The sequence below is a fragment of the Streptomyces sp. SLBN-31 genome, from assembly GCF_006715395.1.
Classification (GTDB): domain Bacteria; phylum Actinomycetota; class Actinomycetes; order Streptomycetales; family Streptomycetaceae; genus Streptomyces.
Map to the genome: position 1 here is coordinate 3,301,243 of NZ_VFNC01000002.1, position 21,565 is coordinate 3,322,807.

Below are 21,565 nucleotides of genomic sequence, written 5' to 3' on the forward strand. Positions count from 1 at the left end.
ACCCCACTCGGAGGTCACGGATGGACACGCACGCGCACGACCGCCGGCACTTCCTCGCCCTGACCGCCGGGGCCGCCGCGACCCCGTTACTGGCGGCCTGCGGCGCCGGATTCGGCGGCGGTGACGACAAGGGCGGCGGTTCGGCCGCCGACGACGTCACCGGCTCCTTCGACTGGAAGCGGGAGAAGGGCAGGACGGTCAAGGCCCTGCTCAACAAGCACCCGTACACCGACGCCCTGATCGCCGACCTGAAGTCCTTCACCACGAAGACGGGCATCAAGGTCGAGTACGACGTCTTCCCCGAGGACAACTACTTCGACAAGCTCACCGTCGACCTGTCCAGCGGACGCGCCTCCTACGACGTCTTCATGCTCGGCGCGTACATGGTCTGGCAGTACGGCCCGCCGGGCTGGCTGGAGGACCTCGGCCCCTGGATGCGCAACTCCTCGGCCACCGGCGCCGAATGGGACCAGGCGGACTTCTTCCCCAACCTCCTCCAGGCCGACCAGTGGTCGCTGAAGGACGGCGCTCCGCTCGGCCGGGGCGGGCAGTACGCGCTGCCGTGGGGCTGGGAGACGAACGTGGTCGCCTACAACACCGAGGTGTTCACGAAACTGGGCCTGAAACCGGCCGAGTCCTTCGACGAACTGCGCGAGATCGCGGGCGCCGTCAAGCGGAAGGCGCCGGGCGCCGGTTACGACGGCATGTACGGGATCGCCGTGCGCGGCTCGCGCAGCTGGGCCACCATCCACCCGGGCTTCATGACCATGTACGCCCGCAACGGCCTGCACGACTTCACCGTGGACGGCGGGAAGCTGAAGCCCGCGATGAACACGCCGGAGGCCGTCGCCTTCACCCAGGACTGGGCGGGCATGGTCAAGCAGGGCGGGCCGCCGTCCTGGACGTCGTACACCTGGTACCAGTGCTCCAGCGACCTGGGTGCGAAGAAGGCCGGCATGCTCTTCGACGCGGACACGGCCGCCTACTTCCAGGCCGTGAAGGGCGCCAGCCCCGCCTCAGGGAAGATCGCGTTCCACCCCGGCCCCAAGGGCCCGGACGGCTCGCTCGCCACCAACATGTGGATCTGGTCGCTCGGCATGAACGCCAAGTCCAAGAAGAAGAGCGCCAGTTGGCTGTTCCTGCAGTGGGCGACCGGCAAGGAGCACCTGCGCCGGGCGGCCGTCACCGGCAACCACATCGACCCGGTGCGCAAGTCGATCAGCCAGGACGCCGCCTACAAGGACAAGATGCGGCACCTGCCCGGCTTCATCGAGACCTTCGAGACGGTCGTCGACCAGACGAAGATCCAGTTCACCCCGCAGGCGCAGTTCTTCGACGCCACCACCAGCTGGGCGGCGGCCCTGCAGGAGATCTACGGCGGCAAGAACGCGAAGTCGGTGCTGAACGCTCTGGCGGGCGACCTCGCCGCCAAGGTGGACTGAGCGGCCATGGGCCGGCGGCTCACCCTGCGCCCGTACGTCCTGATCGTGCCCGCACTGCTGCTGACCTGCGGGATCCTCTACCCCTTCGGACTCGGCCTCTACTACACCCTCTTCGACTTCTCGGCGAGCAAGCCGCAGCCCGACATGGTGCGGCTGCACAACTACGAGACCGTCTTCACCCAGGACGCCTTCTGGAACTCCGCATGGGTGACGGTGCTGTACGCGGTCGGGGCCGCGGCCGCCGAGACCGTGCTCGGGGTGTCCGTCGCCCTGCTGCTGCACCGCTCCTCGCTCGTCGGCCGGGTGCTGGAGAAGATCCTCATCCTGCCGCTGATGATCGCCCCGGTGATCGCGGCGATCATGTGGAAGCTGATGCTCCAGCCGTCGGTGGGGGTGGTGAACCATCTGCTGAAACCCTTCGGGCTGGGGGGAGTTCAGTGGACGGACACCCCGACCGGCGCGCTGCTCTCGTCGATCGCCGTGGACGTCTGGGTCTACACCCCGTTCGTGGCGATCCTCGCCCTCGCCGGTCTGCGGTCGCTGCCCACCTCCCCGTTCGAGGCGGCGGCCGTGGACGGCGCGGGTTGGTGGTACACCTTCCGACGGCTGACGCTGCCCATGCTGTGGCCGTACGTGCTGGTCGCGGTGATCTTCCGGTTCATGGACTCGCTGAAGGTCTTCGACATCATCTACGCCCTGACCGAGGGCGGCCCCGGCGACTCCACGGTGGTCCTGCAGATCCGCGCGTACCTGGAGGCCATCCGCTTCCAGCGCTACAGCTTCGGCATCAGCTACACGATCGTGCTGTGGGCCGTGGTGTACCTCGCAGCGATGGTGCTGGTGAAGCACCTGGGCCGGATCCAGCGAAAGGCGGCCGAGGCCAAATGACCACCAGGAAACGCCTGTCGGGCCTGCTCGCGGACGCGGCCCTCATCCTCTACTTCGTCTTCGCGCTGTTCCCGATCGCCTGGATGGTGATCCTGTCCCTCAAACCCGCGAATGAGCTCTTCAGCACGTACTTCTCCTTCACCCCCACCCTCGGCTCCTACCGGACGGTGCTCGGTGACAGCGAGGGCATCCCGTTCGTGCGGTTCTTCGTCAACAGCCTGGTGGTGTCGGTGGGCGCGGTCGCGCTGTCCCTGCTCGTCGGACTGCCCGCCGCCTACGCCTCTGCCCGCTGGCGGTTCAAGGGTTCCGAGAACCTGATGTTCACGCTGCTCTCATTCCGCTTCGCACCCGAACTGACGGTGATCATCCCGCTGTTCGTGCTCTACCAGAGGCTCGGACTGTTCGACACGTACGTCGGCATGATCTGGGTCCTGCAACTGGTCACGCTCCCCCTCATCGTGTGGATCATGCGGTCCTACTTCGCCGACCTGACACCGGAGCTGGAGCAGGCGGCCCTGCTGGACGGCTACACACGCAAGCAGGCCTTCTTCAAGGTGGCGCTGCCGCTGGTCAAGCCGGGCGTCGCGGCCGTGTCGCTGCTGGCCTTCATCTTCGCCTGGAACAACTTCGTCTTCCCGCTGATCCTCACTTCCAACGAGGCCCAGACGGTGACCGTCGGCGCGCTGTCCTTCCTGGGCGGTGACCGCCCCAAGTACAACCTCACGGCCGCGGCGGCCCTGGTCTCGGTCGTACCGCCGCTGCTGCTCGCCCTGACCATCCAGCGCTATCTGGTGCGGGGCCTGTCCTTCGGGGCGGTGAAGTCGTGATCGGGCTGCGCGGGATCAGCAAGGCGTACGGCCCGGTGACCGCCCTCGACGGACTCGAACTCGACGTCCGGGAAGGGGAGTTCTTCTGCCTCCTGGGTCCTTCCGGCGCCGGGAAGACCACCACCCTCAAGACGGTCGCCGGCCTCGAACACCCCGACTCCGGCACGGTCCTGATCGACGGCGAGGACATGGCGGGCGTCGAGCCCTACGACCGGGGCGTGGCGATGTGCTTCGAGAGCTACGCCCTCTACCCGCACAAGTCGGCCTACGACAACCTCGCCTCCCCGCTCCGCTCCCCCCGTCACCGCCTGCCCGCCGCCGAGGCCCGCGACCGCGTCCACGCCATCGCCGAACTCCTCGGCATCGGCGCCCTGCTGGACCGTCCCGTCGGCCTGCTCTCCAACGGCCAGCGGCAGCGGGTCGCCCTCGGCCGGGTCCTGGTCCGCCCCGCCCGCGCCTTCCTGCTCGACGAACCCCTCTCCCACCTGGACGCCAAGCTGCGCCAGCAGATGCGCGCCGAACTGAAGGCGATCGGGGCCGTCCAGCGCACCACCACCCTCTACGTCACCCACGACTCGGTCGAGGCCCTGGCCCTCGGCGACCGGACGGGAGTGATCCGAGACGGACGGATCGTCCAGACGGGGACCCGTGAGGAGATCTGGTACGAGCCCCACGACACCGAGGTGGCCCGGGCCTTCGGCCGGCCGCGGATCAACCTGCTGCCGGGGAAGGTCACCGAGGACGGCGGCTTCCGGTCGCCGGACGGGAAGGTGGAGCTGCCCGTCCGCGTGGCGGCCCCCGCAGGCACGCGGGTCCTGGTCGGCGTGCGCCCGCGCGACCTCTCCCTCACCGCGCCCGGCCACGAGCTCACCGGCACCGTGTACGTCACCGAGGTGCTCGGCCGGTCGGTCGAGGTCACCGTCCGGCTGGGCGGGCAGCACGTCTCGCTGGTCGCCCCGCGCGGCGACACGGCCGGCCTGCGGCCCGACGATCCGGTACGGCTGACGGTGCGGCCTGAGAACCTGCTGCTGTTCGAGGCCGACGGGCCCAAGGGCCCAGGACGACGGATCGGGAAACGATGAGCAGCAGCACCGGTGCACAGCAGGGCCCCGCCGCCCGCCAGGCCGCCATGGCCGAACAGGTCCTGGCCGAGGGCTCGGCGACGGCGGCCGAGCTCGCCGAGCGGTTCGGGGTGAGCCTGATGACCATCCACCGCGACCTCGACGAACTCGAACGGCAGGGAATCGTAAGGAAGTTCAGGGGCGGGGTGACGGCCCAGCCGTCCGGGGTGTTCGAGTCCAACGTCGAGTACCGCCTGAAGACCATGCGCGCCGAGAAGGCGGCGCTCGCCGACCGCGCGCTCGCCCTCATAGAGCCCGGCATGGCGATCATGCTGGACGACTCCACGACGACCCTGGAGATAGCCCGCCGCCTGCGCAACGGTGAGATCACCCCGCTCACGGTCGTCACCAACTTCCTCCAGGCGATCAACCTCCTGTCCGACCAGCGGGGCATCCATCTGATGGCCCTGGGCGGCGACTACGACCCCCTGCACTCCTCCTTCCTCGGCGTCTCCTGCGTGGAGGCGGTCGAGTCCCTGCGGGTGGACGTCTGCTTCGCCTCCACGTCGGCCGTGCACGGGGGTTACGCCTACCACCAGGAGCAGCACATCGTGTCGGTGAAGCGGGCGATGCTCGACTCGGCGGCCCGCAGCGTCCTGCTGATCGACCACACCAAGCTGGCCCGGACGGCCCTGCACCGGGTCGTTCCGCTGTCCCGCTTCGACCTGCTGCTGGTCGACGACGGGGCGTCGCCCGAGGCGCTGCGGGACCTGGACGAGCACAAGGTCACCTACGAAGTCTGCGCGACGGTTCCAGCGAGCGAGCCGCAGGGGCGCGCGAGCCACAAAGGAGGGGGCGGAGATGACCGAACTGGAACTACGTGATCTGCGCAAGACCTACCGCTCCCGGGGCCGGCCGCCCGTCACCGCCGTGCGCGGCCTCGACCTGACCCTGCGCTCCGGGGAACTCCTCGGCCTCCTCGGCCCCTCGGGCTGCGGCAAGTCGACGACCCTGCGCATGATCGCCGGCCTGGAGACGGTGACCGACGGGGACATCCTGGTGGCCGGGAAGTCCGTGACCACGATCCCCGCGCAGGCCCGCAACATCGGCGTCGCCTTCGAGAACTACGCCCTCTACCCGCCCCTCACCGTGGCGGAGAACCTGGCGTTCGGCCTGCGGGCCCGCCGGGGCAGCGACCGCGGTGAAGTGGCCCGCAAGGTCGCGGACATGGCCGCCCGGGTCGATCTCACGCCCCTCCTCGACGCCCACCCGGCGACCCTCTCCAGCGGCCAGAAGCAGCGCGTCTGTCTGGCCCGCGCCCTGATCCGCGAACCGGACGTCCTCCTCCTCGACGAGCCCCTCTCCCACCTGGACGCGGCCCAGCGCGACACCACGCGCCGCGAACTCAAACGCATCCAGCGGGACCTGGGCCACACCACCATCCTCGTCACCCACGACCAGGAGGAGGCGCTGTCCCTCGCCGACCGCATCGCGGTGATGAAGGACGGCGTGATCCAGCAGCTCGGCACCCCGTACGAGATCTACGACAGCCCCGCGAACGTCTTCGTGGCGGACTTCGTCGGCGAACCCGCGATCAACCTGCTGCCCGGCATCGCGGAGGAGGACGCCCGCGCCCGCCTGTCCGGCTCGGTGCGCGTGGCGCTCCCCGTGCTCGTCCCGCCCGGCCGCGAGATCGTCGTCGGGATCCGCCCCGAGGACCTGAGCCTGACCGGCGACGAGGGACTGCCCGCCCGGGTCGTGGCCCATGAGCCGCTGCTGGAGGCGGGGATCGCCACCCTCGCCCTGCCCGGCGTCGAACGCCCCCTGGTCGTCCTCACCGGCCCCGAGGTGCGGCTGGCCCACGACGAGTCCGTCCGGGTCACCGCCGACGCGCGCCTCACCCATGTCTTCGACGCCGAGACGGGAGACTCCCTGCGATGAGCGAACACGTACGTGTCCTGGCGGCCGGCGACCACTTCATCCTGCCGTCGCTGATCAGGACGGCGATCGGCGACGAACTGCCCTGCGAGGTGACCGAACTGACGCTCGGCTGGCCGCTGGAGCCCTTCGGCCCGGTGGCGGAGGTGACCGAGGCGAGCGACGCCGAGGACGAGCTGATCGAGGCGCTGGAGCACACCCAGGTGCTGGTCACCCAGATGGGGCCGGTGACCGAACGCGTCCTGGACGCCTGCCCCGACCTGCGCCTCGTCGTGGTCTGCCGGGGCGGGCCGGTGAACGTCAACCTGGACGCGGCCAAGCGGCACGACGTCCGCGTCTGTTTCTCCCCCGGCCGCAACGCCGCCGCAACCGCGGAGTTCACCGTCGGCCTGATGCTGTCGGCCCTGCGCCGCATCCCCCAGGCGCACAACCTGCTCGCCGGGCGGGGCAGTTGGCAGGGGGCGGCGTACTACACCTACGAGCACAGCGGCCTGGAACTGGAGGACCTGCCCGTCGGTCTCGTCGGCTACGGCGCCGTCGGCAGCCGGGTCGCCCGGGCGCTGTGCGCGTTCGGCGCGCAGGTGATGGTCCACGACCCCTATGTGCGGGGCGAGATCCACGGCCTGCGCGTGCACTCCCTCGACGAACTCCTGCGCCGCTCCCGGGTGATCACCCTGCACGCCCGGCTCACCCCCGAGACCCGGGGCCTGGTCGGCGCCCGTGAGCTGGCGCTGCTGCCCGAGGGCGCGGTGGTGGTGAACGTGGCGCGCGGGCCGCTGCTGGACGAGGACGCGCTGTGCGACGCGCTGGAGAGCGGACGGCTGTCGGCGGCGGCCCTGGACACGTACGCGACGGAGCCGCTGCCGGCGGACTCACGGCTGCACGCGCTGGCCGAGCGCGTCGTGCTGACCCCGCACCTGGGCGGTGCCTCGCGCGCCGTCGCGGAGAAGGCGGCGCGGATCGCCGCGGGGGAAGTGGGGCGCTGGGTGCGCGGGGAGCCGCTGGCGCACTGTCTGACCTGACCCGGGAGGCGAGATGTACGTCGGTATCGATGTGGGCACGTCCATGGTGAAGGCCGCCGCGTTCGACGACGAGGGGCGCCAACTGGAGGTGGCGGCCCGCCCGGTGGGGCTGGCACTGCACGGGGGCGTCGTCGAACAGGACATGGAGGAGGTGTACTCCGCGGTCCTGACCGTGCTCGCAGAACTCACCTCGCGTCTTCCCGGACCCGTCGTCCTGGCCGGCCTGACCGGTCAGGGCGACGGCGTCTGGCTGGTCGACGGCGACGGGCGGCCGGTGCGCGCCGCCGCCTCCTGGATGGACGGGCGGGCCCATGAACTGGTCGACCGGTGGCTGGCGGACGGCACCTTCGAGACGGTGTTCCGGCGTACCGGCAGCGCGATGTTCCCGGGCTGCCCGGGTCCGCTGCTGGCCTGGCTGGACAGCCACGAGCCGAAGGCACTGGACTCGGCGCGGGCGGCCGTCTACTGCAAGGACATGGTGTTCCAGCGGCTGACCGGCCGCTCCCGGCCCACGACGGACGTGTCGGACGCCTCGATGCCGTTCCTGGACCCGCGCACCCGTGCCTACGACAACCGGGTCGTCGAGCTCCTCGGTCTCACCCACCGCCGGGGTCTGCTCGCCCCCGTCAGCGACCCGATCGCCACCGCCGAGGCCCGCGAGGGGCTGCCGGCCGGCACCCGGCTGGCGAACGGCCCGTACGACCTGCCGTCCTGTGCGCTCGGCGCCGGGGTGACGTCCCCCGGCGACGGTCTGCTGATCGTCGGCACCTGTCTGGCCGGTCTGGTCGCGACGACCGATCTGGACCTGACGGGTGAGCCGGCCGGCCTGTACATCAGCACCGACCGTCCCGGCCACTGGCTGCGCGCGATGCCGGCGATGGTCGGTACGGCGGCGCTGGACTGGGTGCTGACCACGACCGGCGTCCGCCACGAGGAGGTCGACGCGCTGCTGGCCGAGACCCCGCCGGGGGCGCATGGGGTGCGGGTCCTGCCGTACTTCGCCCCGTCCGGCGAGCGGGCGCCGTTCGTGGAACCCCGGCTGCGCGCCGAGCTGACTGGAGTGTCACTGGAGTCGACGAAGGCCGACCTGATCCGCGCGACCTGCGAGGGCATCGGCTTCGCGGCCCGGCACTGCCTGCGGGCCGCCGGCCTGAAGGGCACGCTGGCCGTCTGCGGGGGCGGCACCCGCAGTCCGGCGTGGATGCGGCTGCTGGCGGACGTCCTGGGTCGCCCGCTGCGGGTGGTCGAGGGCGAAGTGGGCGCCCGCGGCGCGGTACTGGCGGCGGCCGCGCGGTACGGGGTGGAACTCGACAGCGCGGCGTGGACCGAACCGACGACGATCGTGAAACCGGACCCGGCACGGGCGGCGTACTACGCGAAGGAGTTCGAGGACCACCTGGCGAGGCTGGCGCAGGCGCGGAAACGGGCGCGAAGGGACTGATTCCGGGCGTACCCTACCGGCCCTGCGAGAACCTACGCTCGCAGGGCCGGAGGCGGTCACCGAGCCTTCATCGGGAACCGGAGGGGGACGCATGGAGTCCTGGCGATGCCACGACTGCGGGACCTACGAGGACTTCCGCCCGCCCACCGCGGCGGAACGGGAGTACGTCCGGCGGCACACACCGAACCACACCCGCCTGGGCTCCTACCTGGTCTGCACCCGCGAGGGCTGCCGCCGCTACCAGCGGCGGGGGGACTGGACCGACGGCGCCAAGTTCCCCGAGCCCGGCAAGAGCTAGGGCGAGGTCACAGGTTGCTGAAGTCCGGGCCCTTCGTGCGGGTGCGCTTGATCTCGTAGAAGCCGGGGACCGAGGCGACCGCGAGGGTGCCGTCCCAGAGGCGGGCGGCCTCCTCGCCCTTGGGGGCCGGGGTGACGACCGGGCCGAAGAAGGCGATCTGCTCGCCGTCGGCGCCGGGGACGGCGATGACGGGGGTGCCGACCTCCTGGCCGACCTTCTCGATGCCCTCCTTGTGGGAGGCGCGCAGTTCGGCGTCGAACTCGAAGTCCTCCTGGTCGGCGTAGTCGATGAGGTCGGCGGGCAGGCCGACGTCGGCGAGGGCGCCGGCGATCGCCTCGACGGTCGGGCCCTCGCCGTTGTTGTGGATGCGGGTGCCGAGCGCGGTGTAGAGCGGGCCGAGGACGTCCGCGCCATGCTTCTGCCACGCGGCGGTCACCACGCGCACCGGCTTCCACGCCTTGGTGGCCAGCATCTCCCGGTACTCCTCGGGCAGCTGGTCGAGCTTGTCCTCGTTGAGCACGGCGAGGCTCATGATGTTCCAGCGGACCTCTATGTCGCGGACCTTCTCCACCTCGAGCACCCACCGGGAGGTCATCCAGGCCCAGGGGCACAGCGGGTCGAACCAGAAGTCGACAGGGGTCTTCGCGGACGTGCTCGCGGTCTCGGACATGACTCTCCTAGGAAAAGTGTTCAGTTCAACCACCAACGACGGAACGTGCCGTCCCCATTCCCGGGTGCCCGCCGTCGAGGGCGCATGGCAGGATCAGCTGAACATCGTGTCCACATACCGAACACCTGTCGAGGGAGTACCGCCCGTGCCCGGTGAGAATCTGACCCGTGACGAGGCCCGGGAGCGGGCCGCCCTGCTGTCCGTCGACGGGTACGAGGTGTCCCTGGACCTGCGGTCGGCGGTGGGCGAGGCGGACGCGGAGCCGCGCACCTTCCGCTCGGTCACCACGATCCGGTTCCGCTGCAATGAGCCCGGCGCCACCACCTTCGCCGACCTGATCGCACCGAGTGTGACGTCCGTCTCACTCAACGGCAAGGACCTCGACCCGGGTCAGGTCTTCGACGGCTCCCGCGTCCTCCTGGAGGACCTCGCCGCGGAGAACGAGCTCGTCGTGGACGCGCGGTGCGCCTATTCCCGGACCGGCGAGGGCATGCACCGCTTCGTCGACCCCGAGGACGGCGAGGTCTACCTCTACACCCAGTACGAGCCGGCCGACTCGCGCCGCGTCTTCGCGGGCTTCGAGCAGCCGGACCTCAAGGCGCCGTTCCGCTTCGAGGTGCGGGCACCGGAGGGCTGGACGGTGTGGAGCAACGGCGCCGGCGAACTCACCGACGGCGTCTGGCGGTTCGCGGAGACGAAGCCGATCTCGACGTACATCACCTGCGTCGTGGCGGGGCCGTACCACTACGTCACGGACTCCTACTCGCGCACCCTCCCCGACGGCACGCGCCTGGACATCCCGCTCGGCGCGATGTGCCGCAAGGGTCTCGCCCCCTACTTCGACGCCGACGACGTCTTCCTCGTCACCAAGCAGGGCCTGGACTTCTTCCACGAGCACTTCGACTACCCGTACCCCTTCGGCAAGTACGACCAGGCGTTCGTGCCCGAGTACAACCTCGGCGCGATGGAGAACCCGGGGCTGGTGACCTTCCGCGAGGAGTACATCTTCCGCGGCAAGGTGACCCGGTCCTCCTACGAGGGCCGGGCCAACGTCATCCTGCACGAGATGGCACACATGTGGTTCGGCGACCTGGTCACCATGGTGTGGTGGGACGACCTGTGGCTGAAGGAGTCCTTCGCGGACTTCATGGGCACGTTGGCCAACGTGGGCGCGACCCGGTTCAAGGACGCCTGGATCACCTTCGCCAACCGCCGCAAGGCGTGGGCCTACCGCGCGGACCAGCTCCCCTCCACGCACCCGATCACCGCCGACATCCGCGACCTGCAGGACGCCAAGCTCAACTTCGACGGCATCACCTACGCCAAGGGCGCGTCGGTGCTCAAGCAGCTGGTGGCGTACGTCGGCCAGGACGCGTTCCTGGAGGGTGCGCGGCGCTACTTCAAGCGGCACGCGTACGGCAACACGCGCCTGGGCGACCTGCTGTCGGTGCTGGGCGAGACCAGCGGCCGGGACATGGGGGCGTGGGCGCGCTCGTGGCTGCAGACGGCCGGCGTCAACTCGCTGACGCCGCAGGTGCTGCTCGACGCGGAGGGCAGGGTCGACGAACTGGCCGTCGTCCAGGAGGCGGCGGAGTCGCACCCCGAGCTGCGGCCGCACCGGGTGGCGGTGGGCCTGTACCGGCGCGACACCGAGGGCGCGCTGGAGCGGTACGCGCGCGCCGAGGTGGACGTCGACGGCGCGCGGACGGTCGTGTCGGAGCTGGCGGGCGCCGAGGCGCCGGAGCTGGTGCTGGTCAACGACGACGACCTGACGTACTGCAAGATCCGCTTCGACGAGACCTCGCTGGCGACGCTGCGCGAGCACCTGGGCGCGATGACGGACCCGCTGGCCCGTGCCCTGTGCTGGTCGGCGCTGTGGAACATGACCCGGGACGCGCTGCTGCCGGCCCGCGAGTTCATCGGGATCGTGCTGCGTTTCTCGGGGCGCGAGTCGGACATCGGCGTGCTGCAGATGCTGCACGCGTGGGCGAACTCGGCGCTGGTCCACTACGTGGCCCCGGGGTGGCGCGAGACGGGTGGGCTGCTGCTGGCCGAGGGCGCGCTGCGGGAGCTGCGGGCGGCCGGACCGGGCGGCGAGCAGCAGCTGGCGTGGGCGCGGTTCCTGGCGACGGTGGCGTCGGCGCCGGAGGATCTGCGGCTGCTGCGGGCGCTGCTGGAGGGCACCGAGAAGATCGACGGGCTCGAGGTCGACCAGGAGCTGCGCTGGGCGTTCCTGGAGCCGCTGGCGGCGCACGGCGTCGCGGACGAGACGGTCCTGGCCGCCGAGCTGGCCCGCGACGACACCGCGTCCGGCAAGCGGCACCAGGTGCGCTGCCTTGCGGCGCGGCCCTCCAAGGCGGTGAAGGCGCAGGCGTGGGCGCAGGTGGTGGAGTCGGACGCGCTGTCCAACGCGCTGGTGGAGGCGACGATCACGGGCTTCGACCAGCCCTCGCAGCGGGAGCTGACCGCGCCGTACGCGTCGAAGTACTTCGAGGCGATCGAGCGGGTGTGGGGGGAGCGGTCGATCCAGATCGGCATGGACGTGGTGCGCGGTCTGTTCCCGGCGTTGCAGGACTCGCAGGCCACGCTGGACGCGACGGACGCCTGGCTCGCCGCCCACGAACAGGCCGCGCCCGCCCTGCGCAGGCTGGTGCTGGAGGCGCGGGACGACCTGGCGCGGTCGCTGCGCGGACAGGCATGCGACGCGGCGGCGGACGAGAGCTGACCGTTGGCCTGAGCTTGCCCACTTGGTGACCGTTACGGAATCCAGGCAATCACAGCCGTAACCCCTGGTCCGCACCCCAACGGACCAGGGGTTTCTCGTGCCTACTCGGCATCCGAACACCCGTCCTTTAGTGCGGCCTTGTCTGTATTTGTCGACGGGCGTGTAACAGCGGTTAAGGGGGGCGCCAGGCGCGGGAACCTGCTCGCCATGAACCACAACACGCCACTCCCCCCGGCTTCCCCCCGCACCCTCCGCAGCCTGTCCGAGGTGCACCACCGCGTACTGACCACGGCGCAGCTGCGCGCGCAGGGCGTGACGTCGGCGGAGATGAACGAGCAGTGCCGCGCCGGCGGCCCCTGGCAGCAGTTCCTTCCGGGTGTCTTCCTGCTCCACGCGGGACCGCCGACCAGCGAGGAGCGGCTGCACGCGGTGCTGACGTACGCGGCCCGGGAGTCGGCCCCCGGCGTGCCCGCCCAGCCGGGCGCGGACGACCAGCGCCGCTCGGTGTACGCGGAGGCGATGATCACGGGGCTCGCGGCCCTGACCCTGCACGGCTTCACGTCCGCGCCCCCGCTGCCGTCGATCGAGAAGATCGACGTCCTGGTGCCCCGGCTGCGCCGGCTGCACTCGACGGGCTGCGCGCGGATCGTGCGCACACCGGCCCTGCCGACTCCCCAGGCGGTGGCGGGAGTTCCCGTCGCACCGGTCCCGCGCGCGCTGGCCGACGCGGTGTCCGAGCTGGCGGACGCGGGCGATGTGCACCGGCTGCTGACCGAGGCGGTGCGCGGTCACTGCGAACCGGGCGCGGTGGTGAGGGAGTTGAAAAACGCCAAGGTGTTGAGCCGGCCGCATGTGCTGGACGCGGTGGACTCGTTGCTCGCGGAGGGGCGCGCCATCGCGGAGGACCGCCTGTACCGCATGGTCCGGGAGTACGGCCTGCCCGACCCGGTCTGGAACGTCGATCTGCGCCTGCCCGGCGGCCCGCACCTCGGGGGCCTGGACGCCTACTGGCCGGAGCAGGCGGTGGCCATGGAGCTGGACACCCGCGCCCCCCGCCAGGACGAGGAGGCGATGTGGTCGGAGTGCGCCCGCAAACGGGAGACCCTGGAGCGGCTCGGGATCACGGTCGTCCACATCACCCCGAAGAAGCTGCGGGACACCATGGAGCAGCAGGCGACGGTGGTCCGTACGGCCCTGATGGCGTCCGGCGACCGGGACCCGGCCGCGTATGTCGTGGTGCTGCCCCGCCAGTGACGGAGCGGGCCGGTACCAGGAGAGGAGGGGCCGCCGGCGGTGGCCGGGCGACCCCTCCTCGGATGCCGGCGTGGGCGATCCTCGGGTCAGCCCTTCTTGAGGACGAGTTCCGTGTTGCGGTCGCCGGCGGCGCCGCCGAGGGTCTTGTTGGCGCCCGGGGCGTTGTAGGACAGCTCCCGGTAGAGAGCCGCCAGACCGGTCTGGGTGAGGTCGGTGAAGTCGGTGCGGTGCGGGGCCGCGGACTCCACCAGGGTGGTGAACAGGGAGATCGTGCCGTCCTTGTTGTCGGCGATCTCGATCACGCGGGCGAGTTGCGGGAAGTCGACGTGCGAGGCGGTGGAGATCTCCCAGAAGGAGCGTCCGCCCGAGGCCGCGTGCGGGGTGATGTCGTTGCGGTGGATGTGGCCGTTGACCCAGGCCAGCACGTTGGCGTGGCGGGCGAGCAGGGCGAGGACCTCCTGGCCGTTGTGGCGGCGCTCGTCGGGCCGGGCGGGGTCGGCGTGGCCCGTGTTCGTCATCGTCTTGCTGGTGTGGTGGCTGAAGACGATCGCGTACGAGTCCTTGTTGTCCCGCAGTTGCCTGTCCAGCCAGTTCAACTGGGCCGTCCCGATGGACCCTTCGTAGTGGCCGCCGGGGTCGGTGGTGTCGATGCTGATGCCGATGACGTCGTCGGCGATGCGGAAGGTGTAGTACTGGGTGCCGGCCGCGAGGTTGGCGGAGGAGTAGCCGTGGCCGACCGGGCCCGGACCACGGTGGGCGGGGTCGAGGTGGGCCTTGAGGTAGTCGGCCGGGGTGTAGGGGGCGCGCCGGTCGTCCGCGGTGACCGGGCGCATGTCGCGGGCGTGGGCCTTCAGCAGGTCCCGGAAGGCGTGGCCCTTGGGGTCGTTGCCGTTCTTGATGTGGTCCTGGAGCTTCTTCGCCTCGGACGCGGACAGCGACATGAGCTTCCTGCCGCCGACGGCGTACTCGGCGAGCCAGGAGTCGCCGTGGCCGTAGCAGCCCAGCGGCATGGCGTCGTGGTTGCCGACGGTGGAGTACCACGGCAGGTTCAGGCCGGGGCTGCGCACCTCGCGGGTGGCGGCGGCGAGGAAGCCGGCGAGGTGCGGGAAGCCGAGCTGCTTGTCGCCGTCGCGGACCGCCGAGTCGGGCTGCCAGTACAGCTTGAGACCGCTGTTCTGGACGCCCTCGTAGTGGCGCGGGTCACCGGAGTTCGGGGTGATCCGGCCGCCGCTCATGATGGTGAGGAACCACTCCAGCTCGGTCCTGGAGTTGTTGTCGGTGTTGTCGCCGGTCGTCATGGCGAAGTGCAGCGGCGAGCCGGTGACCGGGGCGCCGCGCAGCGCGTTGATCCGCTCCACGAGGGAGACGGCGCCCTGCACGGTCAGCGCCTCGTGCGGGCGCCAGGCGTGCGGGTCGGTGGAGCGCAGGTACTCCAGCCGCATCGGGTGCTGGGCGTCGATCAGGTGCAGGTCGGTGAGCTGCACGAAGGCGGCGAGCGCGGTACGGCGGCCGGCCCGGCCGGACTTGGCGGCGGCGAGTTCCCCGCGCACCACGCGGCTCCAGCCGGGGCCGTCGCCGAGGCGGCGGTACGGCGTGCCGGTGCGCGGGGCGGCGACGCTCGCGAGGGTGGTGCCCCTGGTGTACGGGGCGAGGGGCGCGGCCGCGGCCCGGCGGGACTGTGCCACGACCGCCTGGTCGGCCTGGGTGGCGGCGGCAGCCTGGCTGCCGGTGGGCCGCAGGGCGAAGCCGACGCCCGCGGAGACGGCTGCCGCGCCGGTGGCGGCGAGGACGGTACGGCGGTTGAGCGCCGGAGTGCTGGCGGCGACAGAGCGTGTGCGCGACATGGCGCGATCTCCCCGAGTGCGGACGCGTCGGCAGTGGTCGCGGGTTTTCGCTCGCGCGAACGACCCGCTCGCTCTGGATGCTTGGCACCGGGGATGACCTGTGCGTGAACGAGACCGCAACGGGCAACGCCGATCACCGTACGTGGATCTTCGGGCACCCCGCGCGTTCACGGGTGCTCGTCGCACGGCCCGGGACCGGTCGCTCCGTGTTCATCTTCCGGGGTAGGGGAGGTGTTCCGCGGGTGTCACGGAGTGCTCGGCGTCGCGTGTCCCGTGACCGGCCGCTCCCGCCACAGCGTCAGTGCGACGTCCACCAGCCGGACCCGGTTCAGCCCGGTCACGTCGGCCAGCGGATGCCAGGCGGCCATGTCGGTGGAGCCGCCGATCTCGTGCCGCAGGTCGCCGCCGGTGACGCGGCCCTCGTAGACCAGGCGGAGGCCCTGGTGGTCGATGGTGCGGCCGAGGCGGCGGGGCATGCGGAAGCGGTTGGTGTGGACGCCGAGGAGACCGGTGACCTCGATCAGGTAGCCGGTCTCCTCCTCGACCTCCCGCAGGACGGTGTCGTAGGGGTCCTCCCCGTGTTCCATGCCGCCGCCCGGCATTGTCCACTCGGGGCGGCCGTCGTCACCGGTCCCGCGGGCCAGCAGGAGTCGGTCGTCGCGGACGCACACGGCGTAGGCCGCCACCCTCAATTTGTGTCGCACAGAGGGAAGTTAGCCCGATCGCGGCGGAATGGCAGGTGAGTATTCCGGCGCGGACCAGCGCAGCGGGAGCGCGGTCTCCGTCTCGACGGCCTCCTCCGTCGTGAAACGCACCCCGCGTTCCCCGTCGGGCCCGAACACCGTCCGTGCCTCGCCGGTCAGTTGCAGGGTGGTGCCCGTCGTCCAGTCGAGGAAGAGGAGTCCGGCCCGGGGGTCGGCCTCGATGTTGCCGAGGGTCAGGAACATGTTGTTGCCGGGGTAGTCCCGCCAGGTCAGTTCACTGGGCGAAGTGGCCCGGACGAAGCCCGGGTTGCCGCCGCGGTGGCTGACCTCCACGCCTCCCGGGCCGAGGGTGGCCAGGAAGAAGGTGTCCGCCGCGGCGATGAACTCCCGCTGGCGGTCGGTCAGTTCCGTTCCGACGCGGGGGCGTCCCGGCGCGCGGCCGTCCACCACCTCGTACGACCGTCGCCGCTGGATGTACTTGGGGCAGTTGGAGAAGACCCTCTCCGCCGTGACCGCGAACCCCCTCGCCGTCGGCCGGAGCCGGCCGTTGAGGCGCATACGGCGGCGGGTGCGCGGGTCCAGGGCGATGGTGCCCACGGGCGTGCCCGGGGTCGCGGACGCCAGGGCCAGCGGGTCGTCGGGGCGTACCGCGCCGGTCACCGACATCCGGTGGGGGTCCGTCGCCCGGACGAACCCGGGGGCGCCCGTCAGCGGCGAGGCCCAGACGCGGCCCGTGGCCGGGTCCGCCGCGCCCAGCACCAGCAGCGGTTGCAGCTCCAGGAAGGCCGCCGCCACCGGCTTGACGCCCTCCCCCACCATCCGGCCCACGTGGTCGGCGGTGTCCCTGACGCCGAGCCGGTCCTGCAGCGCCCGCGCGCCCTCGTGATACACGTCCATGAGCGCCGTCACCGCCTAGAAGAAACCGCAGGTCGGGGCCGATTCCACGGGTGCCGGCGCCCCTTCGGCCCCGCTCGGCACCGAGATCTCCAGCCGGGTTCCGTCGGGGTCGTGGAAGAAGATGCCGCCCGACGCGGCGCCCTCGCGGTGGGCCACCACGCCCTCGTACGCGAAGTCGGCGCCGTACGCCTTCAGCGCCGCCTCGTACTCCCTGACCCGCTCGACCGAGTCCGCCTGGAAGGCGAGGTGGTGCAGGCCGGCGCGGACGCCGTCGTAGGCCTGGTCAGCCTGCTGCCAGAGCGTGAGGACCAGGTTCTCGCCGTCGCCGAGGAAGGCGTACCGCCTGCCGTCCTCCTTGCCCTCGGCGACGAGTGCGAAGCCCAGGACGTCCCGGTAGAAGGCGAGCGAGCGGTCGAGGTCGGTGACGTTGAGGCCGATGTGGCCGGTGCGCAGAGTCGTCATGGCTCTCCCTGTGTCGGTCCCTCTTGGATCTAACCCCTGTAAGCGAGATTAAAGGTTAGGCGCGCGAGCGTCAACCGGTCACGTACCCTTGAGTGGTTAGTTCGGAAGGAGCCCCCATGTCCGCCGCCCGCGATCCGCGGCCCCTCACCGGCGAGCCCCTCGCGCTCGACCTGCTCAACACGCGGTGGAACCGGGAGGGCGTCCTTCAGGACCTGCTCACCGGGACCGACGGGCTCGCGGTGTGGCTCGCGTCCAACGCCCTGGACGACCGCTTCACCGCCGACGCCACGACCCTGCGGCACCTGCTGCGGGCCCGCGACGCGCTGAAGAAGGCCGTCGACGGGTCAATGGAGGAGGGCGCGGAGGCCGTGGACGCGGTGCTCGCGCACGGCAGGATCCGGGCCACGCTCACCCCCGAAGGCCCCGGCGAGCTGCCCGAGTTCGCCGACCCGGCCTGGGGGCCCGCCTGGCTCGCCGCCCGCAACTACCTGGAACTGCTGGCCACCGCCCCCGACCGCATCCGCGGCTGCGCCCACGACGCGTGCGTCCTGCACTTCTTCGACACCTCGCGCAACGGCACCCGGCGGTGGTGCTCGATGGCGGCCTGCGGCAACCGGGCCAAGGCGTCCCGGCATTACGCGCGCTCGAAGGAGTCCTGAAGGTCCAGGCGGTTTGGCCGGGTTGACGCCGTATGCCGGTAAAGGGCATCGGGGGTTTTCCCCATACATCCATATCGTTTCGGTCAACATCTGCCAAACAACTGTCCCTTGCGTAAAGCTTTGCGGTCGTTCGCACGTTCCTTTACGTACAAGGGATGCCGATGACCCTCACCCCCCAGAGACGCGTGGCCCGCACAGCCGTGGTCGCCGGTCTCGCCGCCGCGCTCTCCGCGGCCGGGCCCATACCCCTGGCCTTCTCCGCCGACGGCCCGCCCGCCGCCACCGCTCCCGCGGACGGCACCGTCAAGTCCGCGCAGAAGAAGCTCGGTTCCGACGACGCGGACCTGCTCGCCGAGGCCAAGGCCGACGGCGCCAAGAACGTCACGATGATGATCGCCACCGCGCCCGGGCAGACCGAGCAGGTCGCCGCGGAGCTCGACGCGGTCAAGGGCGGCACGGTCGGAAGGACGTACGACAAGCTCGGCTACGTCCGCGCCACCGTCCCGACCGGCAAGGCCGACTCGGCCATCGCCGCCGCCGCGAAGCTCCCCTCCGTGCACGGCATCGACCTGCGCGAGGAGATACCGCTGGACGACCCCGCCGTGGCCGGCGGCGCCAAGTCGGCCTCGCACCAGACCACTTACCCGGCGCCGAGCAAGAAGACGCCGGCTCGCAACCCGTACAACCCGTCCTTCGAGACGGGTGCCGTCGACTTCGTGAAGGACCACCCGAAGGCGGACGGCCGCGGCATCACCATCGGCATCCTCGACTCCGGCGTCGACCTCGGCCACCCCGCGCTGCAGAAGACCACCACCGGCGAGCGCAAGATCGTCGACTGGGTGACGGCGACGGACCCGGTGAGCGACGGCGACGGCACCTGGCGGCGGATGACCGCCGCGGTCTCCGGCCCGGTGTTCACCCTGGGCGGCGAGACCTTCAAGGCGCCCGAGGGCTCGTACAAGTTCAACTACATGTACGAGTCCGCCACGACCGGCGGCGACATGAAGGGCGACCTGAACCGCGACGGCGACACGACCGACGCGTGGGGCGTGCTCTACGACGCGGCCTCCGGCACCGTGCGGGTCGACACCAACGACAACCTGGACTTCACCGACGACGTGCCGATGAAGCCGTACAAGGACGGCTTCCAGATCGGCTACTTCGGCACCGACGACCCGTCCACGGACGTGGCCGAGCGCATCCCGTTCGTCGTGGAGATCCGCAAGGACGTCGTCTACAACTCCTCCGGCTCGAAGGCCGACTACGTCAACATCGGCGTCATCGAGTCCGAGCACGGCACCCACGTGGCCGGCATCACCGCCGCCAACGGCCTGTTCGGCGGCCGGATGAACGGCGCCGCCCCCGGCGCGAAGATCGTCTCCTCCCGCGCCTGCACCTGGAGCGGCGGCTGCACCAACGTCGCGCTCACCGAGGGCATGATCGACCTCGTCGTCAACCGCGGCGTCGACATCGTCAACATGTCGATCGGCGGCCTGCCGGCGCTCAACGACGGCAACAACGCCCGCTCCGAGCTGTACACGCGGCTCATCGACACCTACGGCGTGCAGCTGGTGATCTCGGCCGGCAACTCCGGCCCCGGCGCCAACACCATCGGCGACCCGGGCCTGGCCGACAAGGTGATCTCCGTCGGTGCCGCCATCTCGAAGGAGACCTGGGCCGCCAACTACGGCTCCGCCGTGGAGAAGAAGTACGCGATGATGCCCTTCTCCTCCCGCGGCCCGCGCGAGGACGGCGGCTTCACGCCCACCCTCGTCGCCCCCGGCGCCGCGATCAACACCACCCAGACCTGGCTGCCGGGCTCCCCGGTCGCCGAGGCGGGCTACACGCTGCCGGCCGGCTACTCGATGCTGCAGGGCACCTCGATGGCGTCCCCGCAGGCCACCGGCGCCACCGCGCTGCTGCTGAGCGCGGCCAAGCAGAAGGGCATCGCCCTCTCCCCCGCCGACCTGCGCACGGCCCTGACCTCGACGGCCGGTCACATCAAGGGTGTTCAGGCGTACGAGGAAGGCGCGGGCCGCATCGACATCGTCGACGCCTGGGACGCCATCCGGCACGGCGCCACCGCCCACGACTACACCGTCAAGGCGCCGGTCGACACCGCGATCGACTCCGCCCTGAAGACGCCCGGCTTCGGCACCGGTCTCTACGACCGCGAGGGCGGCCTGAAGACCGGCGAGAAGAAGACGTACGACGTCACCGTCACCCGGACCTCCGGCCCGGACAAGGCGATCCGTCACGAGCTGCACATCGCCAACAACGCCGGTGACACCTTCCGGATCGTCGGCGACGACGAGGTGCGGCTGCCGCTGAACCAGCCGGTGACCGTCAAGGTGCAGGCCAAGCCGCGCTCCGCCGGTCTCAAGAGCGCGATCCTCGAGGTCGACGACCCGCGGACCGAGGGCGTCGACAAGCAGATCCTGGCCACGGTCGTGGTCTCGACGCCGGTGAAGTACACCTTCTCCGCCTCGAACACCGTGCAGCGCAACAGCACGCGGTCGTACTTCGTGACCGTGCCCGAGGGCGCCAAGTCCCTGGAGGTCGCGATCGGCGGGCTGAAGGGCAAGAGCCAGACCCGGTTCATCGCGATCCACCCCTACGGCGTCCCGGTCGACAACACCAGCACGCCGTACTGCTACAACAACTACCTGGACGGCAACGGCTGCAAGCCCGACGTACGCGCGTACGCGGACCCGCAGGCCGGCGTCTGGGAGATCGAGGTCGAGTCCCGCCGCACCTCGCCGCTGCTCGACAACCCGTACAAGCTGGACGTCGCCGTCTACGGCGCCGCCTTCGACCCGGCGACGGTGACCGTGCCCGAGGCGAAGGTCGGCACGCCGGCCCCCGTCTCCTGGAAGGTGACGAACACGCTCGCCGCGATCGACGGCCACCTGGCCGGCGGTCCGCTGGGCTCCGCCAAGACGGCCCGCCCGACCATCAAGGAGGGCGAGACGCAGACCACGACGGTGGAGGTGCCCGCGGGTGCCAAGTCCCTGGACGTGGCCATCGGCAAGGTCTCCGACGCCTCCGCCGACCTCGACCTGACGGTGAAGAACGCCGCGGGCACGGTCGTCGGCCAGTCCGCCGACGGTGACTCGGAGGAGGCGGTCTCCATCGCCTCGCCGGCCGCCGGCACGTACACCATCGAGGTCGCGGGCTACTCCGTCCCGGCCGGCTCGACCGCCTACGACTACCAGGACGTCTTCTTCTCCCCGTCCCTGGGCACCGTCACCGTCGACGAGTCGGCGCCGGTGAAGCTCGGCACGGGCGCCTCGGCGACCGTCTCCGGCGCGGTCACCGCGGCGGCCGCCGCCCCGGAGGGCCGTGCGTTCTTCGGCCAGGTGCAGCTGGTCAACGCCCGTGGCACGGTCGCGGGCACCGGCAGCGTGAAGATCGAGAAGGTCACGCAGTAGCC

18 protein-coding genes are annotated in these 21,565 nt (G+C 71.1%); 13 read left to right on the top strand and 5 right to left on the bottom strand.

What is annotated here, in order from left to right; translation table 11 throughout:
* The first annotated feature begins 20 nt into the window (after positions 1 to 20).
* From FBY22_RS35020 to FBY22_RS35060, 9 genes are all read left to right on the top strand, one after another.
* Positions 21 to 1,442 carry a sugar ABC transporter substrate-binding protein gene (locus FBY22_RS35020; RefSeq protein WP_142151981.1) on the top strand — a complete coding sequence of 474 codons (1,422 nt, stop codon included), beginning with the start codon at positions 21 to 23 and terminating at the stop codon, positions 1,440 to 1,442.
* Between the two features lie 6 nt (positions 1,443 to 1,448).
* Positions 1,449 to 2,330 carry a carbohydrate ABC transporter permease gene (locus tag FBY22_RS35025; protein WP_142151982.1) on the top strand — a complete coding sequence of 294 codons (882 nt, stop codon included), beginning with the start codon at positions 1,449 to 1,451 and terminating at the stop codon, positions 2,328 to 2,330.
* Positions 2,327 to 3,157: a carbohydrate ABC transporter permease gene (locus tag FBY22_RS35030; protein ID WP_142151983.1), complete on the top strand. Its 831-nt coding sequence runs from the start codon at positions 2,327 to 2,329 to the stop codon at positions 3,155 to 3,157. Before FBY22_RS35025 ends, FBY22_RS35030 begins: the two co-directional genes overlap by 4 nt.
* Positions 3,154 to 4,239 carry an ABC transporter ATP-binding protein gene (locus FBY22_RS35035; protein ID WP_142151984.1) on the top strand — a complete coding sequence of 362 codons (1,086 nt, stop codon included), beginning with the start codon at positions 3,154 to 3,156 and terminating at the stop codon, positions 4,237 to 4,239. The genes FBY22_RS35030 and FBY22_RS35035 overlap by 4 nt, the downstream gene beginning before the upstream one ends.
* Positions 4,236 to 5,102, top strand: coding sequence for a DeoR/GlpR family DNA-binding transcription regulator (locus FBY22_RS35040; protein ID WP_260845258.1), 867 nt, complete (start codon positions 4,236 to 4,238; stop codon positions 5,100 to 5,102). Before FBY22_RS35035 ends, FBY22_RS35040 begins: the two co-directional genes overlap by 4 nt.
* Positions 5,080 to 6,159 carry an ABC transporter ATP-binding protein gene (locus FBY22_RS35045; protein ID WP_142151985.1) on the top strand — a complete coding sequence of 360 codons (1,080 nt, stop codon included), beginning with the start codon at positions 5,080 to 5,082 and terminating at the stop codon, positions 6,157 to 6,159. The genes FBY22_RS35040 and FBY22_RS35045 overlap by 23 nt, the downstream gene beginning before the upstream one ends.
* Positions 6,156 to 7,178, top strand: coding sequence for a 2-hydroxyacid dehydrogenase (locus FBY22_RS35050; RefSeq protein ID WP_142151986.1), 1,023 nt, complete (start codon positions 6,156 to 6,158; stop codon positions 7,176 to 7,178). The genes FBY22_RS35045 and FBY22_RS35050 overlap by 4 nt, the downstream gene beginning before the upstream one ends.
* Positions 7,179 to 7,191: 13 nt before the next feature.
* Positions 7,192 to 8,619 (top strand): FGGY-family carbohydrate kinase, encoded by a 1,428-nt coding sequence (locus FBY22_RS35055; protein ID WP_142151987.1) that lies wholly within the window; start codon positions 7,192 to 7,194, stop codon positions 8,617 to 8,619.
* Between the two features lie 91 nt (positions 8,620 to 8,710).
* Positions 8,711 to 8,917, top strand: coding sequence for a hypothetical protein (locus FBY22_RS35060; protein ID WP_142151988.1), 207 nt, complete (start codon positions 8,711 to 8,713; stop codon positions 8,915 to 8,917).
* Positions 8,918 to 8,924: 7 nt separating this feature from the next.
* Here the strand turns inward: FBY22_RS35060 and FBY22_RS35065 are convergent, their stop codons facing one another.
* Positions 8,925 to 9,587 (bottom strand): DsbA family protein, encoded by a 663-nt coding sequence (locus tag FBY22_RS35065; protein ID WP_142151989.1) that lies wholly within the window; start codon positions 9,585 to 9,587, stop codon positions 8,925 to 8,927.
* Positions 9,588 to 9,732: 145 nt separating this feature from the next.
* Here FBY22_RS35065 and pepN point away from each other — a divergent pair, with 145 nt between their 5' ends.
* Together pepN and FBY22_RS35075 are read left to right on the top strand one after the other, a co-directional pair.
* Positions 9,733 to 12,312: an aminopeptidase N gene (gene pepN, locus FBY22_RS35070; RefSeq protein WP_142151990.1), complete on the top strand. Its 2,580-nt coding sequence runs from the start codon at positions 9,733 to 9,735 to the stop codon at positions 12,310 to 12,312.
* A gap of 207 nt (positions 12,313 to 12,519) precedes the next feature.
* On the top strand, positions 12,520 to 13,566 hold the full coding sequence (locus tag FBY22_RS35075; RefSeq protein WP_142151991.1) for a hypothetical protein: 1,047 nt from the start codon (positions 12,520 to 12,522) through the stop codon (positions 13,564 to 13,566).
* An 86-nt stretch (positions 13,567 to 13,652) separates the two neighbouring features.
* On the opposite strand, the gene FBY22_RS35080 is transcribed toward FBY22_RS35075, so the two are convergent.
* The 4 genes from FBY22_RS35080 to FBY22_RS35095 all read right to left on the bottom strand — a co-directional run bounded on the left by FBY22_RS35080 (position 13,653) and on the right by FBY22_RS35095 (position 17,473).
* Entirely contained in the window at positions 13,653 to 15,410 is a 1,758-nt protein-coding gene (locus FBY22_RS35080) for a TIGR03767 family metallophosphoesterase (protein WP_142151992.1), read from the bottom strand.
* 245 nt (positions 15,411 to 15,655) lie between these two features.
* Entirely contained in the window at positions 15,656 to 16,114 is a 459-nt protein-coding gene (locus FBY22_RS35085) for an NUDIX hydrolase (protein ID WP_142151993.1), read from the bottom strand.
* Positions 16,115 to 16,123: 9 nt separating this feature from the next.
* The gene (locus FBY22_RS35090; protein WP_142151994.1) at positions 16,124 to 17,011 is read right to left on the bottom strand and encodes a pyridoxamine 5'-phosphate oxidase family protein; all 888 of its coding nucleotides are present in this window, start codon (positions 17,009 to 17,011) and stop codon (positions 16,124 to 16,126) included.
* Positions 17,012 to 17,026: 15 nt separating this feature from the next.
* Positions 17,027 to 17,473 carry a VOC family protein gene (locus FBY22_RS35095; RefSeq protein WP_142151995.1) on the bottom strand — a complete coding sequence of 149 codons (447 nt, stop codon included), beginning with the start codon at positions 17,471 to 17,473 and terminating at the stop codon, positions 17,027 to 17,029.
* Between the two features lie 116 nt (positions 17,474 to 17,589).
* Here FBY22_RS35095 and FBY22_RS35100 point away from each other — a divergent pair, with 116 nt between their 5' ends.
* On the top strand, positions 17,590 to 18,132 hold the full coding sequence (locus tag FBY22_RS35100) for a CGNR zinc finger domain-containing protein (protein ID WP_142151996.1): 543 nt from the start codon (positions 17,590 to 17,592) through the stop codon (positions 18,130 to 18,132).
* 161 nt (positions 18,133 to 18,293) lie between these two features.
* Positions 18,294 to 21,563, top strand: a complete 3,270-nt coding sequence (locus FBY22_RS35105; protein WP_142151997.1) for a S8 family serine peptidase — start codon at positions 18,294 to 18,296, stop codon at positions 21,561 to 21,563.
* The last annotated feature ends 2 nt before the right edge of the window (positions 21,564 to 21,565 follow it).

Bases quoted from the DNA above. Each gene is read 5' to 3' on its own strand.
- FBY22_RS35050 (WP_142151986.1), top strand. From the start codon at position 6,156: ATGAGCGAACACGTACGTGTCCTGGCGGCCGGCGACCACTTCATCCTG.
- FBY22_RS35105 (WP_142151997.1), top strand. From the start codon at position 18,294: ATGACCCTCACCCCCCAGAGACGCGTGGCCCGCACAGCCGTGGTCGCC.
- FBY22_RS35075 (WP_142151991.1), top strand. From the start codon at position 12,520: ATGAACCACAACACGCCACTCCCCCCGGCTTCCCCCCGCACCCTCCGC.
- FBY22_RS35100 (WP_142151996.1), top strand. From the start codon at position 17,590: ATGTCCGCCGCCCGCGATCCGCGGCCCCTCACCGGCGAGCCCCTCGCG.
- FBY22_RS35030 (WP_142151983.1), top strand. From the start codon at position 2,327: ATGACCACCAGGAAACGCCTGTCGGGCCTGCTCGCGGACGCGGCCCTC.
- FBY22_RS35020 (WP_142151981.1), top strand. From the start codon at position 21: ATGGACACGCACGCGCACGACCGCCGGCACTTCCTCGCCCTGACCGCC.
- FBY22_RS35025 (WP_142151982.1), top strand. From the start codon at position 1,449: ATGGGCCGGCGGCTCACCCTGCGCCCGTACGTCCTGATCGTGCCCGCA.
- FBY22_RS35040 (WP_260845258.1), top strand. From the start codon at position 4,236: ATGAGCAGCAGCACCGGTGCACAGCAGGGCCCCGCCGCCCGCCAGGCC.
- FBY22_RS35055 (WP_142151987.1), top strand. From the start codon at position 7,192: ATGTACGTCGGTATCGATGTGGGCACGTCCATGGTGAAGGCCGCCGCG.
- FBY22_RS35095 (WP_142151995.1), bottom strand. From the start codon at position 17,473: ATGACGACTCTGCGCACCGGCCACATCGGCCTCAACGTCACCGACCTC.
- FBY22_RS35065 (WP_142151989.1), bottom strand. From the start codon at position 9,587: ATGTCCGAGACCGCGAGCACGTCCGCGAAGACCCCTGTCGACTTCTGG.
- FBY22_RS35045 (WP_142151985.1), top strand. From the start codon at position 5,080: ATGACCGAACTGGAACTACGTGATCTGCGCAAGACCTACCGCTCCCGG.
- FBY22_RS35090 (WP_142151994.1), bottom strand. From the start codon at position 17,011: ATGGACGTGTATCACGAGGGCGCGCGGGCGCTGCAGGACCGGCTCGGC.
- FBY22_RS35080 (WP_142151992.1), bottom strand. From the start codon at position 15,410: ATGTCGCGCACACGCTCTGTCGCCGCCAGCACTCCGGCGCTCAACCGC.
- FBY22_RS35060 (WP_142151988.1), top strand. From the start codon at position 8,711: ATGGAGTCCTGGCGATGCCACGACTGCGGGACCTACGAGGACTTCCGC.